Genomic DNA, 13639 nt, shown 5'->3' with positions numbered 1-13639 from the left:
TGGGCATGGTTTTCTCTGCCGCAGGGCACGATGGCTGGGGCGGCAGGATTCGAACCTGCGAATGGCGGCATCAAAAGCCGCTGCCTTACCGCTTGGCGACGCCCCAGCATCGCGGCGCATCGCGCCGGAGGCGGTCATATAGCGCCCTTGCCGCAAAAGCCAAGCATAGCGGCACACGCTCTTCACGCGCATTTTCAGCCGCCCGCCGATCGGCTAAGGAGCGCGCCATGGCCAGCACCGCACCCAGTCCCGCCGCGTCCCCGCTGTTCCTGCGCGAGGAGGAAATCCGGCGCGGGATCGAGCTGCTCCAGTTCGGCCATGCAGCGCTCGCGCAGGTCATGGATCCGGTCCTCGACCAGCACCGGCTTGGCCGCGCGCATCAGCGCTCGCTCTATTTCATCGCCCGCCAGCCCGATCTCACCGTCTCCACGCTGATTCGCCTGCTCGGGATCACCAAGCAATCGCTCGGCCGCGTGCTGGACGAGCTGGTCGAGCGCGGCCTCGTCGAGACCAGCCCCGGCCTTCGCGACCGGCGTCAGCGCCTGCTGCGGCTGACTGCGGCCGGCGAGACGGTCGAGACCGCCCTGTTCGATGCGATGCGCGAACGCATGGCGAGCGCTTATTCGACCGCCGGCCAGGGCTCGGTCACGGGCTTCTGGCGTGTGCTCGAAAATCTGCTGGACGGCGAGGATCAGCGGATGGTCGCGAGCCTGCAGATCAGGGCCAAGCGTTAGGTCGGATCCAGATTGTCCCCGGCCCCTAAGCGAAAGGTCACACGAAGGTCACACTATCGAACCCGTTTTTACCGCCTCCGCACCGGCGGCGGGAAAGGGATTGCCGGACCTGAGAAAGAGCGTGGCCGGAGTGCCATCGGATGAGAGCCGTAGGACAGCGATTTTCAGCGCGCTATGCCCCGCTTCTCGCGAATGGGTTGTCGAGACAAGCCAATCGCGAACCGATAAAACTGAATCAGCGCAACGTCCGCTTTGCGGAGAAGGCGCGATATTCTCCAACGGCTGATTTGGGGTGAGAGCGGCCATCGCCCCTCCTCTTCAGAGGAGGGGTTAGGGGGTGGTGGCGATGCGCCAGCATCGCTCGCGTAGCGATCAACCGGACCGTTGCAGCACCACCCCAACCCCTCCTCTGAAGAGGAGGGGCTAAGAGCAGCAATGGCGTCGTGTCCGAACTGTCGGCTTCTATGATGCTGCGACCTAATCCGCCTTGCGCGACAGCGCCGCCAGCGCCACGCCGCGATCCCGCGCGGCCCGCAAGGTCTGGTCGATCAGGAACGCCAGCCCGTCTGGGCGATCGAGCACATCCAGTCCCTCGCGCGTCATGCCGCCCTTGCTGGCGACGGCATCGGCCATCGCATCGGGCGGAATGTCGCTTGCGGCGGCACTGATCGCCGCGCCTTCGACCATCACCAGCGCCATGCGCGCCGAAGCCGCGTCACCGAGGCCGAGATTGCGCCCGGCCGCGGCCAGCGCATCGATGAAGCGATAGACGAAGGCCGGGCCGCAGCCGGCCACCGCCGTTGCCGCATCGAACAGCGCTTCGTCGTCCAGCCATTCGACCAGCCCGAGCGGCGCGCACAGCGCCTCCGTCTGCTCGCGCTGCACGGCGGACGCATCGACGTCGCCATGCAGGATCGAGACGCCTTTGCCGATCCGCACCGGCAGGTTCGGCATGCAGCGCAGGATCGTGCCGCTCTGCGGGAAGGCATCGCGCAATTGCGCGACCGGCACGCCCGCGAGGATCGAGAACAAGGTCGCACCACTGAGCAACGGAGCTAGGGTTTGCGCGATCTCACCGAGTTGCTGTGGCTTGAAGCCCAGCAGGACCAACGTCCCTTCCGCCACCGGTCCATCCAGTTGCGTGAGTACGTTCACGCCCTCGGCAACGGCCTTGCCGCTTGGCCGCACGACCGTCACGCGCTCGGGCGGCAGGCCACAGTCCAGCCAGCGCGCAAGCATCGCGCCGGCCATATTGCCGCAACCGATGAAAAGCAGTCGATCCGGCCAGGCGATGGCCCGTTCAGGCTTCGCCATGCGTCTCGATGAGGCTCGCCGCCATGGCTTCATTGGGGTTCTTGCCGCCCCACAGCACGAACTGGAAGACCGGGTAGAAGCGCTCGCACTCGTCGATCGCGCTCTCGACCAGAAGCTGGGCCTGATCGAGCGTCAGCGATCCGCTCGACCCCAGCAATGCGCCGTGCCGGAACAGCAGGGTGCTGCTGCTCGACCAGAGCTCGAAATGGCCAAGCCAGAGCTGTTCGTTGATAAGCGCGATGGTTTCGCAGATCGCCAGACGCTTGTCGTCCGCCACGCGAATGTCCGGCATGACGAGGAGCTGGAGCACCATGTCGTCATCGCGCCAGATCGCGCGGACTTCATATTCCGTCCAGCTGCCGCGATGCCGCGCAACGATCTCGTCCTCGCCGACATGCTCGAACGGCCATTCGTGCGCTTCGAAATAGGCCGACAGCATGTCGATCGGCTCGGCTTCCTGTTCGCCGATGGTATATCCGTCCCGGTCGATCATCTCAAAAACCGTCTGTCCACATCTAGAAGGCGATCCATCGCCAATGGCCCCGGACGCCCTCTCCTAGCACGACCGCAATGCGGCGAAAAGCTTTGGGCATCCGCACAATCGGCTTCCGTCCCGCTTTTGTTCATGAGATCGTGGATAAGCTGTGGATAACCGGTTGGCGCGCCGGGGAAATTATTACTCGGCGGGCTTGCTGCTTTTCGCTTTGGCTTTCTGCGCTGGAGCCGGCGCATTGCCTTCCAGAACGGCCAGGCGCGCCTCGAGTGCCGCGACCTGCTCGCGCGCCTGCGCGGCCATCGCCTTCACGGCCTCGAATTCCTCGCGGCTGACGAATTCCAGCCCGCCGATCCATTCCTTGGCGCGTTCCCGCGCATTGCTCTCGAACTCGCGCGTCATGCCGGCGACAGTGCCGGCGGCACCGTTGATGATCTTCGAAAGATCGTCGAAAAAGCGATTCTCACTCTGCATGGGTCGATGTTCCTTCGCCGCCCCGCTGGCGGCACATGGTCAGATTTGGGTGCTGATAGCCGACGGCACAAGGCTTTCGGCGCCGGGATTCATGCGATCGATATCGTAAGCGAGGCCGCTCGCGAAGCCGAGCCACACCAGATACGGCACCATCAGCCAGGCTGCGAGCGCGCGGATGCGGCCGAACAGCACGGTCGTCACGGTCGCGAGGACGAGGATGACCAGCAGCAGATAGAAGGCCAGGGTCGCTTCATGCGCGGCGAAGAACAAAGGCGACCAGGCGAAGTTGCAGACGAGCTGGACGATGAACAGCATGATCGCGAGTCCCCGCCCCCGCGCCCCGCGCGCATGGATGACGATGGCGAGCGCTAGGCCCATCAGCAGGTAGAGCGTCGGCCAGACAGTCGCGAACACCCAGCCCGGCGGTGTCAGATCCGGCTTCACCAGCGCTGCGAACCAGCGATTGCCGTAGCCGCTGTTGGAGAGAAAGCCCGAGACCATGCCGAGAAACTCGATGGCCGGCACGGTGACCAATGCCCAGCGGAGGAACGCCAGCCGCAACTGACCCTGCGAGGCAATCTCGTTCATGCCTGCACCCCACGACTAGGCTTCATGCGAATCCCCCACCGCTCGATCCCCACATCACAGACATGGCTTTGCGGCGCGGACGCGATGTTCGCAAGCGCGAAATTGCGACGAAATCACCGGTCTGAGCGCCGTGCCGCGATCAGGAACTCGACATTGCCTTCCGGCCCGGTGATCGGGCTCTGCGCGATGCCCAGAACCTGCCAGCCCGGCAGGCCGGTGACCCATTTCCGGACATCTTCGCAGACGCGCTCGTGGACAGCGGGATCGCGCACCACCCCGCCCTTGCCGACATCGGCCCGCCCGGCCTCGAATTGGGGCTTGATGAGCGCCACGAGCAGAGCGGGATCGGCGGCGAAGCTCAGCGGCCGCTCCAGAACCTTGGCGAGGCTGATGAAGCTCGCATCGCACACGATGATGTCGATCGGCTCCGGGATATGGGCGTCGGTCAGGATGCGCGCGCTGGTTTGCTCGTGGACGATGACGCGCGGGTCCTGCCGCAGTTTCCAGGCGAGCTGGTTTGTGCCGCTGTCCACCGCATAGACCCGCGCCGCGCCGCGCGTCAGCAGCACGTCGGTAAAGCCGCCGGTCGAGCTGCCGACATCGAGGCCGACCATGCCGGTGACGTCCAACCCGAACTGCGCCAGCGCATGATCGAGTTTCAAGCCACCCCGCGAAACCCAGGGATGATCCTTGCCCTTGAGCGAAATCGCCGCATCCTCGGCCACGCCCTGGCCCGGCTTGTCGACCGGCCGATCGCCGACCAGCACATTGCCCGCCATGATGAGCGCCTGCGCGCGCGTCCGGCTCTCCACGAGGCCACGCTCCACCAGCAGCTGGTCCAGCCGCTTCTTGGCCATCAGGCGCCGGCCTTGGCGATATCGGTCAGGGTCGAGGGGGTGAGGACCTGCGGCAGCACGCGCGGCGCGGCGGCGCCCGGCGCATAATAGAGGTAGAGTGGCACGCCTGAGCGGCCATTGGCTTCCAGGAAGCGGCTGATCGCGGGATCGGCATTGGTCCAGTCGCCGACCATCACCGTCATGCCGCCCTTGTCGAACGCATCCCGCACGGCCTCCGTGTCGATCGCATTGGCCTCGTTGACCTTACAGGTGAGGCACCAGTCGGCGGTGAAATAGAGGAAGACGGGCTTGTTCGCCTGCCGCAGCGCCGCCAGCTTCGCCTCGCTGAACGACTCGCCCAGCAGGCCCTCGCCCGCCGCAACCTTTTCCGAGCGCACGAACGGCGGCGCGGCGACAGCCGCCGTGCCGAGCAGCACCAGCGCCAGCCCGCCCAGCGCCCAGTTCACGCCGACGCCCGACCGCTGCCGCCGCCCGAGCAGCACGAGCAGGATCGTCGCGACTGCAGCCAGCGCGATACCGAGCGCGATCCCGCCGACACCAAGCTGGCGCGAGAGCAGCCAGAGCAGGCCGAGCGCCGTCAGCCCCATCGGCACGGCCATGATCCGGCGGAAGGTCGTCATCCAGGTGCCCGGGCGCGGCATCAGGCGGCGCAGAGCCGGCACATAGGCAATGGCGAGGAACGGCAAGGCCAGCCCAAGGCCCAGCCCCGCAAACACCGTCAACGCCAGCGGCCAGGGCAGCACCAGCGCAGCCCCCATCGCCGCGCCCATGAATGGCCCGGTGCAGGGCGTCGCCACGAAGGCCGCGAGCGCACCAGTCCAGAAGGCGCCGGCATGACCGCCCTGCCCCGCCTTATCCTGCCCGACGCTCACCGTCGCGATCTCGAAGGCGCCCAGCAGATTGAGCGTGATCGCCACCATCAGGATCAGCAGCAGCGCGATGACGCGCGGGTCCTGCAGCTGGAAGGCCCAGCCGATCTGCGCGCCGCCCGCGCGGATCGCCAGCATCAGCGCGCCGAGCGCGAGGCAAGTGACGAGGATACCCGCCGTATAGGCCAAGGCTTCGCTGCGTACTTTCCGCTCTTCACCGCCGGCTTTTGCAAGGCTGATCGCCTTGAGGCTGAGGATCGGGAAGACGCAGGGCATGATGTTGAGGATCAGCCCGCCAAGGAAGGCGCCGCCCAGCGCGAGCAGCACGGCCGCCGCCGTCCACTCCCCGCTCGCCGCCTCGCCTGCCGCACCGCCGATCCGCTCGCCACCACTCGGAACATCGCCCGGTACAGCCTTGATCTGCAAAGCGATCTTGTCGGATACGGCCAGCACGCCGTCCACCGCCCCGCTCGTCGCGGCACCCTCCGGCACGGCGGTCTCGACGACCAGAAAATCGCCTGCGCGCCGCACCTGCTGCGGCTCGGCATAGGCCACGCGCTGCTTGCTGAGCGCGAAGAACCAGGGCTGCCCCACCGGCGCAGCGGCCGGATAGGGCACAGCAATGGCGATGCGGTCGCCTGTCACCCGATAGCGCGCCTGCTGGTCGAGCGGCCGGGGAATGCTCGCCCGGAAGCCGTCGAACCGCGCGCGATCCTCCGGCGCGATACGGCCATCGCCGACCGTCAATGTCGTCGAAATCTCGCCCTGCTCGGGCACGCAGATGCTGTCCGTGCAAGCCAGCCATTGCGCCTTGCCGCGGATCGGGATCGATGTGCCCGGCGCCAGTTCAGCGGGGATCGCAATGTCCAGAAGCATCGCATAATCATGCTCATAGACATGGTTCATGAGACCGGCGATCAACAGCCGCTCGGGTACCGGATAGCGCAGCGCGCCCATCCGCACGCCCTCTGGCGTTTCCCACTCGATCCGCATGCCCGCGCCCGCATCGCCGGGGTTTTCCCAATAGCCGTGCCAGCCCTTGTCCGGCTTCATGAGGATGGCAACCGTCACCGTGCCACCCGGTGCCGGCGCCGCGCTCTCCGTGACCAGGCTCGCGCGGATATGCGGCTCGCCCTTCGGGCCGAAGGCACCGCCGATCTGCGCTTGGGCCATCTGCGCGCCCAGGAGAAGTGCGCAAAGGCACAGGGCCGTCATCAAAAGGCCATTGAGCCGTCGCAGAGGGAAGTCCATTGAGCGTATCTAGGCGCTGCCCCGCCGCTTCCCAAGGAGAATTTCATGACGCGCAGCTTCGTTCGCTTCCTGACCGGCGCCCTGCTGGCGGCCTCCGCGCCCGCCCTCGCCCAGCAGGCCCCCGCGACGCCGCCCAAGCTGCTCGTCGTCATCTCGGTCGATCAATATTCCGCCGATCTCTTCGCCGAATATCGCACGCGCTATACCGGCGGCCTCGCCCGGCTCCAGCAGGGCGCCGTCTTCCCCAAGGGCTATCAAAGCCATGCCGCGACCGAGACCTGCCCCGGCCACTCGACGATCCTGACCGGCAATCGCCCCGGCCACACCGGCATCATCGCCAATGAATGGATCGACCAGAGTGTCGCGCGGGCCGACAAGACCGTCTATTGCTCGGAAGACCCGACCGTCCCGGGCAGCAGCTCGCGCGACTACACGGCCTCCAACCAGTTTCTGAAAGTGCCGACGCTTGGCGGCTATATGAAGGACGCCAACCCGGCCTCGCGCGTCGTCTCGGTCGCGGGCAAGGACCGCGCCGCGATCATGATGGGCGGCAGGAAGCTGGATCAGATCTGGTGGTGGCAGGGCACGACCGGCTTCGGCAGCTACAAGGGCACGCCGGTCACGCCGCTGGTCGAAAAGGTGAATGCCGGGATCAAGGTGATGCTCGATCAGGAACGGCCCGCCCTTGCACTGCCGGACAGGTGTCAGGCCGTCGATCGCCCGGTAGTCGTCGCGCCCAAAGTCAGCGTCGGCACCAATCATTTCGCGCGCAAGGCAGGAGACATAAGGGCCTTCCGCGCCTCGCCGGAATATGACGCCGCCGTGCTCGCCCTCGCCGCCAGTCTGGTCGAGGATCAGAAGCTCGGCGCAGGCACCGCGACGGACCTGCTCATCTTAGGCCTCAGCGCCACCGACTATGTCGGCCACAGCTATGGCACGCGCGGCGCCGAGATGTGCATCCAGATGGTCAATCTCGACGAGAATCTGGGCGCCTTCTTCGATCGGCTCGACAAGGCCGGCATCGACTATATGGTGACATTGACCGCCGACCATGGCGGGCTCGATCTGCCCGAGCGGCAGCGCGAACAGGCGGCGAGCGACGCGCAGCGCGTCGATCCGGCGCTCTACCCCAAGGCGATCAACACCGCGCTCCAGGCCAAGACCGGCCTGCCCGGCGACCTCATCGACGGCACCGGCCCCTTCGGCGACATCTATGTCAACAAGGCACTGACGGCCGCCCAGCGCGCGCAGGTGCTGAAGGAAGCCAGGGCACTCTATCTCGCCAGCCCGCAGGTACAGACCGTCTTCACCCATGCCGAACTGGCCGCCGCGCCAGCGCCCGCCGGCCCGCCGGAAAGCTGGACGTTGCTGACGATCGCCAAGGCCAGCTTCGATCCGCAGCGCTCGGGCGATCTCGTCGTGCTGCTGAAGCCCCGCGTCACGCCGATCGCGGATGGCAGTGGCGGCTATGTCGCGACCCATGGCAGCCCCTGGGACTATGATCGCCGCGTGCCGATCCTCTTCTGGCGCAAGAATATGGTCCATATGGAACAGCCGCTCGGCGTCGAGACGGTCGATATCCTTCCCACCCTCGCCGCGCAGATCGGCCTGACGCTGCCGACGACCGGCATTGACGGCCAGTGCCGCGATCTTGATCCCTCCGCGACGAGCAGTTGCCCCGCGAAGTGAGATTGATAAAGTCCCTTCTGACGAGCGCGGCGAGAACCGCCGGGCGACGAACAGATCGGACGAAGAGGAGAGAGAATGAGTAACCAGGGCAAGATCGTGATCACCGGCGCTTCCGGCCAATATGGAAGGGCGGCGACGGACATGCTGATCGCCAAGGGCCTGGCCGAAAAGCTCATCCTCATCAGCCGCTCGCCGGCCAGGCTCGCCGATCGCGTCGCGCAGGGCTGCGACGTGCGCTATGGCGACTATGACAAGCCCGAGACGCTCGCCGAAGCGGTCAAGGGCGCGGAGAAGATGCTGCTCATCTCCGGCACGCGCGTCGGCGCCCGGGTCGTTCAGCACAAGGCGGCGATCGATGCGGCGGCCGCAGCGGGCGTGAAGCACATCCTCTACACCAGCTTCATCGGCATCGACGATCCCGCCAATCCGGCCGAAGTGCGCCACGACCATATCGAGACCGAGAACGCCATGCGCGCCTCGGGCATGGCCTGGACCGCTTTGCGCGACGCGCATTATGCCGATGCGATGATCCTGATGGCCGGGCCGAATATGCTCGCCACCGGCAAATGGTTCAGCAATGCGGGCAATGGGCGGGAAGCGATGGTCTGGCGCGACGATTGCGTCGCCAGCGCGGTCGCCGTGCTCACGACGCCCGGGCATGAGAACAAGATCTACAACATCACTGGCCCGGACCTGCAGACCTTCGAGGAAGTCGCGGCGCTCATCACGCAGATCACCGGCTGCCCGGTCGAGCACGTCGCGGTGGATGATGAGCAGCAATATGCGATCTTCGACGCCATGGGCATTCCGCGCCGCCCGGTCGACGATCAATATGTGAGCGGCATCCCCTGGAACAGCGACGATATGGTCACTTTCGGCCAGGCGATCCGCGAGGGTTATCTGGCGATCCGCACCGACGACGTCGAAACGCTCACTGGCACCCCAGCCCGCTCGGTCCGCCGGATGATCGAGGAAAATCGCGACATGCTGACCGCTGCGGCCAAGGGCCCTGCGCCGCAGCCGGCATGAACCGCGCCGACTACGACCGCTATCTCGCGGCCTTCAACACGAAGGATTATGATGCCGTCTGCGATTTCTACGCGGAACCGATGGCCATGGACTTCTTCGGCGTCTCGATCCGCTCGCGCGAGGACATGAAGCGCTTCTATGCCTTCCTGCACGCGCATGTGCATGAGAGCGTGCGCGTGCAGAACTTCGCCTCGAGTGAGACGCTGACGGCGGTCGATGCCATCGTACGGATCGAGGCCTATCGCGATCTCGACCGCGCGACCCTCGACGCAAACGGCGCACCAGGCCTGTTCCCGATCGCGGCGGGCGACGTGCAGGAGCTGCGCCAGTTCATCTTCTACACGCTGCGCGACGGCAAGATCGCCAATGTCGAATGCGCGATGCTGCCGCCATGAGCACCGGCCGGCGCGAAGTCCTGATCGGCGCGACGCTGGCGGCCATCGCGGCCGGCACCAAGGGCGCACAGGCGCAGCCCAAGGTGCCCGAGCATGTTCGCACCGCCGAACCGGCGGCGATCCTCGCGGCGGCCAAGGCGCTGATCGCCAAGGACAGCTTCACGACGCTCATCACGGTCGACGCCGAGAACCGCCCCCGCGCCCGCACCGTGCTGGTCTCAGCGCCGGACGAGGATTTCATGCTCTGGATGGCGACCCGTCCCGGCACCCGCAAGCTCGACCAGATCGCACACAACCGCGCCGCCACGCTCCACTTCGCCGACGATCGCAGCGCCGCTTATGCGAGCCTGATGGGCGAGGCCCGCGCGATGAAGGACGAGTGGTTCATCGCCAACAAGAACCCGTACAAGGGCGACGCGCTCAAGAGCTATTTTCCGGATTTCCCGAAGGATTTCATCCTCATCGGCTTCAAGCCCTTCTGGCTGGAGATCGCGACCGGATCGATCCCCAGCACCACCGACACCTGGCGGCCGCAGGGCCTGACGCTCGATTGAGGAGAGCAGAATGAAGACCGAGCGCACCCGCATCCCACCCCTCTCCGCTTTCGAGGAGGAAATCGGCTTCACCCGCGCGTTGCGCGTGGGCGATCACATCTTCGTCGCGGGCACCGTCGCCGAGATGGAGGATGGCGTGGCGATGGATGCCGGCGCGCAGGCCGACGACTGCTTCCGCCAGATCATCGCCCATATCGAGGAACTCGGCGGCAACGCGCTGGACGTGGTCCGCGTGCGCATGTTCGTCACCGACATTGCCGACGCCGACGCGATCAGCGCCGCCTTCACCCGCGCGATGAAGCCGACCCGCCCGGTCGGCACGCTGGTGCAGGTCGCGGCGCTCTATGGCCCGACATGGAAATGCGAGATCGAGGCGGAGGCGGTAGTGACGCCGCGCTGAGGCTCAGGTCAGTGCATAGTAACGCACGAAATTCCCGTCCGGCTTGCGCTCGCCGACGCCGATGAAGACGTGCCGCGTCATCCAGTCATATTTGCCCTTGCTGGTCTCGAAGGTCGGCTGGGCGCGGAGATAATAATCCTCGTGTGCCACCGGATCACCGCCCTCGAAGGCCCAGGCGCGCAGGCGCTGCATCGAGTCCGGCTTGCGGCCCCAGAGATAGCCCCGGTTCTGCATGTAGATGATCTCGCCGTCGTCGGTCTCGAGCAGATAGCGCGCATCAAACACGGCGGTGTCGTCATCGCGGAAATGCGCATAGTCGCCGCCCGAATTGGGTACGGCCTTGCCGCGCACACGCGGCCCCTCGAAATGCCCCTGATCGACCAGCACGGCCGAGCGGAAGCCGCCATTGTGGACATTGGGGATCGCGTGGACGCGGGTGAATTGCAGGCGGCACTCGAAGGCAAATTCGAGGACCGGATTGTCGAGAGTAGAGTAGGTCATGGTCATCCTTTCAAATCCTCGCCGAAACGGGGAGGGGGACCATCCGCGCGAAAGCGGGGATGGTGGAGGGGGCTTGCCAGTTGGCGCGGCTGTGGGCCCCCTCCACCAGCTTCGCTGGTCCCCCTCCCCGTGCCGGGGAGGATTTGAGAGGGGCTCGCGCTCGCATCAATAATTCGACAAGATGGTCAGCCCCGGCGTGTCCAGGGGCAGGCCGCGTTTCTGCTTCTCCAGTTCCTCGGCACGCGCCTTGGCCTGAAGATCGATGAGATAGGCGTGGATCGCGTCCACGTCCTGCTCGCTGAGTCGGTCGTCCCAGCGCGGCATGCCGTTGGGCAGCAGCAGCCCCTCCAGCACGATCTGCCTGAACGCGGCATGCGAGCCTTCGCTCATCCGGCGCAGGTCAGGCGTGACCGAGCGCGGCTGGTTGCTGTGGCAAAGCCCGCAATGCCCGAAGAAGAGCGTCATGCCCCGCGCGATCGTCGCCGGCGTGACGCCGGGCGCCTGCTTCGGCGGCTCGGGTGCCACGGTGAGCGCAGGCAACTCCGGCGGCAGCGGCACCGCGCCGCCCCCGATCTTGAACGCAAGGATACGTCCCTGATTGCTCCGCTTGTAGGCGGCCGAATAAGGCGGAATGTAAGGAAAGCCGCCCCCGCCCCAGGCCGCCATCACCGCGACATATTGCACGCCGCCGATCCGGTAGGTCATCGGCGCGGCGAGGATCGCGCTCCCCGTGTCGATCTCCTTGAGCAGCTTGCCGCTCGCCTTGTCATAGGCGCGCAGCTTGCCGTCGATGCTGCCCTGGAAGACCAGACCGCCCGCCGTCGCCAGCGCCCCGCCCCGATCCTGCCAGCCGCCGGTCTTGACGGCCCATTTGGTCTTGCCGGTCAGCGGATCGAGCGCGCGCAGCTCGGTCGTCGCCGGGTTCGCCTTCACCCACGCCATTTCCGGCCGGGCCGTGATGGCATCGCGCAGCGGCGGCGGCAGGGTCGGCAGGATCGCCTGCAGGTCTGAGGTGAACAGCAGCGCCGCATCATTGTTGAGCATGCGCCGCGCCAGCGGCTTCTGCCCCGGCGTCATGTAGATGACGTTGCCCATGTCCTGCACGGCGCCGATATAGAGCCCGCTCTCGGGATCATAAGCCGCCGGATGCCAGTTGCGCGCGCCGGGCGAGCCGGGGAAGACGATCTTCGGGCCGTTGGTATAGTCCGATCGTTCCGGCGTCAGGTTCGGCCGTCCGGTCTTCATGTCGACGCCGTTCGCCCAGGTCATCCGCACCAGCGCATTGGCGCGCAGCAGCTTCCCGTCGCGCCGGTCGAGCACATACATGAAGCCGTTCTTGGGCGCGTGCAGCACCACCGGCCGCTCCTCCCCGTCGATCTTCATGCGCGTCAGGATCATCGGCTGGGTCGAGGTGAAGTCCCAATTGTCGCCCGGCGTCTCCTGGTAGTGCCATTTGAGGCGCCCGGTCCTGGCGTCCAGCGCGACGATCGAGCCGAGATAGAGATTATCGCCGCCTTTGGGGCTGCGCTTGGAGACCGCATAAGGCCCGCCATTGCCGGTGCCGACCAGCACCAGCCCGGTCTCGGCGTCATAGTTGATCGCGTCCCACGGCGTGCCGCCGCCGCCGATATCCCAGCGGCTGTTCGGGTCCCAGGTCTTCACCGCCGCTTCGAGATCGGGATGGTCCTGCGGTCCGAGCTTGGGGTCGCGCGGCACGGTGAAGAAGCGCCATGCGAGCTTGCCGGTCTCCAGATCGAACGCGCTCACATAGCCGCGCACGTCATATTCCGCGCCGCCATTGCCGATGACGACGACATTGCCCGCCACTTCCGGCGCGCCGGTCGAATTGTCGCCGCGTGCTCGATCTACGATCGCGTCGCTCCGCCAGGCGACCTTGCCGGTCTTCGCATCGAGCGCGACCATCCAGCCGTCGAGCGTCGCGACATAGACCTTGCCCCGCGCCACCGCGACGCCGCGATTGACCATGTCGCAGCAGGCCGTGCGATTGACCTGCATGTCGACCTCGGGTTCGTAGCGCCAGAGTTCCTTGCCGCTCGCCGCGTCGAGCGCATAGACGCGGCCCGCCACGCCGCTCGTGTACATCACGCCGTCGATGACCACCGGTGTCGCTTCGAGGCCCCGCGTCGTGCCGAGCTCGGCCGCCCAGGCCAGGCCGAGCGTGCCGACCGTCTCGCGATTGATGTCGGTCAGGGTAGAATAATGCGATTTTCCGTGATCGCCGCCGGGCGTCACCCAATTGTCCGCCGCGAGCGTGTCGGAGCCGCCGCCCTGGCCGCCTGAACAGGCCGCGAGCGCCAACAGGCACAGCGCTCCCAGATATTTCCTCATGCCCCTTTGCGACCCCTCTCCGTCACCCCTTGTTGACTCTGTCCTTTGGAGCGAAATAGAGACGGAGACAAGACCATGCCGTAAGCGACTCCCCGAACGCCATCGACGCGCGGCCCGGCCCATCCTATTCCCCCTCGTTCAC

At 66.3% G+C, this 13639-nt stretch carries 14 protein-coding genes and 1 tRNA gene; 6 read left to right on the top strand and 9 right to left on the bottom strand.

Annotated elements, in window-relative coordinates; all coding sequences use genetic code 11:
- Nucleotides 1–31 precede the first annotated feature (31 nt).
- Nucleotides 32–106 (bottom strand) — tRNA-Gln (locus tag KM135_RS15555).
- Between the two features lie 121 nt (nucleotides 107–227).
- On the opposite strand from KM135_RS15555, the gene KM135_RS15550 reads away from it, so the two are divergent.
- Nucleotides 228–734, top strand: a complete 507-nt coding sequence (locus KM135_RS15550; protein WP_221714953.1) for a MarR family winged helix-turn-helix transcriptional regulator — start codon at nucleotides 228–230, stop codon at nucleotides 732–734.
- 477 nt (nucleotides 735–1211) lie between these two features.
- On the opposite strand, the gene KM135_RS15545 is transcribed toward KM135_RS15550, so the two are convergent.
- The 6 genes from KM135_RS15545 to KM135_RS15520 all read right to left on the bottom strand — a co-directional run bounded on the left by KM135_RS15545 (nucleotide 1212) and on the right by KM135_RS15520 (nucleotide 6568).
- Nucleotides 1212–2048, bottom strand: coding sequence for a pyrroline-5-carboxylate reductase family protein (locus KM135_RS15545; protein ID WP_221714952.1), 837 nt, complete (start codon nucleotides 2046–2048; stop codon nucleotides 1212–1214).
- Nucleotides 2035–2541, bottom strand: coding sequence for a type III secretion system chaperone family protein (locus KM135_RS15540; RefSeq protein ID WP_221714951.1), 507 nt, complete (start codon nucleotides 2539–2541; stop codon nucleotides 2035–2037). The genes KM135_RS15545 and KM135_RS15540 overlap by 14 nt, the downstream gene beginning before the upstream one ends.
- 183 nt (nucleotides 2542–2724) lie before the next feature.
- Entirely contained in the window at nucleotides 2725–3015 is a 291-nt protein-coding gene (locus KM135_RS15535) for an accessory factor UbiK family protein (RefSeq protein ID WP_221714950.1), read from the bottom strand.
- Between the two features lie 39 nt (nucleotides 3016–3054).
- Nucleotides 3055–3603 (bottom strand): TspO/MBR family protein, encoded by a 549-nt coding sequence (locus KM135_RS15530; RefSeq protein WP_221714949.1) that lies wholly within the window; start codon nucleotides 3601–3603, stop codon nucleotides 3055–3057.
- 113 nt (nucleotides 3604–3716) lie between these two features.
- Entirely contained in the window at nucleotides 3717–4460 is a 744-nt protein-coding gene (locus tag KM135_RS15525) for a TlyA family RNA methyltransferase (protein ID WP_221714948.1), read from the bottom strand.
- The gene (locus KM135_RS15520) at nucleotides 4460–6568 is read right to left on the bottom strand and encodes a protein-disulfide reductase DsbD family protein (protein ID WP_425517071.1); all 2109 of its coding nucleotides are present in this window, start codon (nucleotides 6566–6568) and stop codon (nucleotides 4460–4462) included. The genes KM135_RS15525 and KM135_RS15520 overlap by 1 nt, the downstream gene beginning before the upstream one ends.
- A 57-nt stretch (nucleotides 6569–6625) precedes the next feature.
- Between KM135_RS15520 and KM135_RS15515 the strand changes: the two genes are divergently transcribed.
- The 5 genes from KM135_RS15515 to KM135_RS15495 all read left to right on the top strand — a co-directional run bounded on the left by KM135_RS15515 (nucleotide 6626) and on the right by KM135_RS15495 (nucleotide 10647).
- A complete protein-coding gene (locus KM135_RS15515; protein ID WP_221714946.1) occupies nucleotides 6626–8269 on the top strand; it encodes an alkaline phosphatase family protein in 1644 nt (547 codons plus the stop codon).
- A gap of 75 nt (nucleotides 8270–8344) precedes the next feature.
- Nucleotides 8345–9298, top strand: a complete 954-nt coding sequence (locus KM135_RS15510; protein ID WP_221714945.1) for an SDR family oxidoreductase — start codon at nucleotides 8345–8347, stop codon at nucleotides 9296–9298.
- On the top strand, nucleotides 9295–9693 hold the full coding sequence (locus tag KM135_RS15505; protein ID WP_221714944.1) for a nuclear transport factor 2 family protein: 399 nt from the start codon (nucleotides 9295–9297) through the stop codon (nucleotides 9691–9693). Before KM135_RS15510 ends, KM135_RS15505 begins: the two co-directional genes overlap by 4 nt.
- Complete coding sequence (locus tag KM135_RS15500; RefSeq protein ID WP_221714943.1) at nucleotides 9690–10247, top strand: pyridoxamine 5'-phosphate oxidase family protein; 558 nt, start codon at nucleotides 9690–9692, stop codon at nucleotides 10245–10247. The genes KM135_RS15505 and KM135_RS15500 overlap by 4 nt, the downstream gene beginning before the upstream one ends.
- 10 nt (nucleotides 10248–10257) lie before the next feature.
- The gene (locus KM135_RS15495; RefSeq protein ID WP_221714942.1) at nucleotides 10258–10647 is read left to right on the top strand and encodes a Rid family hydrolase; all 390 of its coding nucleotides are present in this window, start codon (nucleotides 10258–10260) and stop codon (nucleotides 10645–10647) included.
- A gap of 3 nt (nucleotides 10648–10650) precedes the next feature.
- Here KM135_RS15495 and KM135_RS15490 read toward each other — a convergent pair whose 3' ends face one another.
- A complete protein-coding gene (locus tag KM135_RS15490) occupies nucleotides 10651–11148 on the bottom strand; it encodes a DUF3237 domain-containing protein (protein ID WP_221714941.1) in 498 nt (165 codons plus the stop codon).
- 165 nt (nucleotides 11149–11313) lie between these two features.
- The gene (locus KM135_RS15485; RefSeq protein WP_221714940.1) at nucleotides 11314–13497 is read right to left on the bottom strand and encodes a PQQ-dependent dehydrogenase, methanol/ethanol family; all 2184 of its coding nucleotides are present in this window, start codon (nucleotides 13495–13497) and stop codon (nucleotides 11314–11316) included.
- Nucleotides 13498–13639 lie beyond the last annotated feature (142 nt).

This window comes from Sphingobium xanthum (genome assembly GCF_019737615.1).
Classification (GTDB): Bacteria; Pseudomonadota; Alphaproteobacteria; order Sphingomonadales; family Sphingomonadaceae; genus Sphingobium; species Sphingobium xanthum.
The sequence above is the reverse complement of the archived record's forward strand: the minus strand, read 5'-3'. Positions and strand labels throughout refer to the sequence as shown.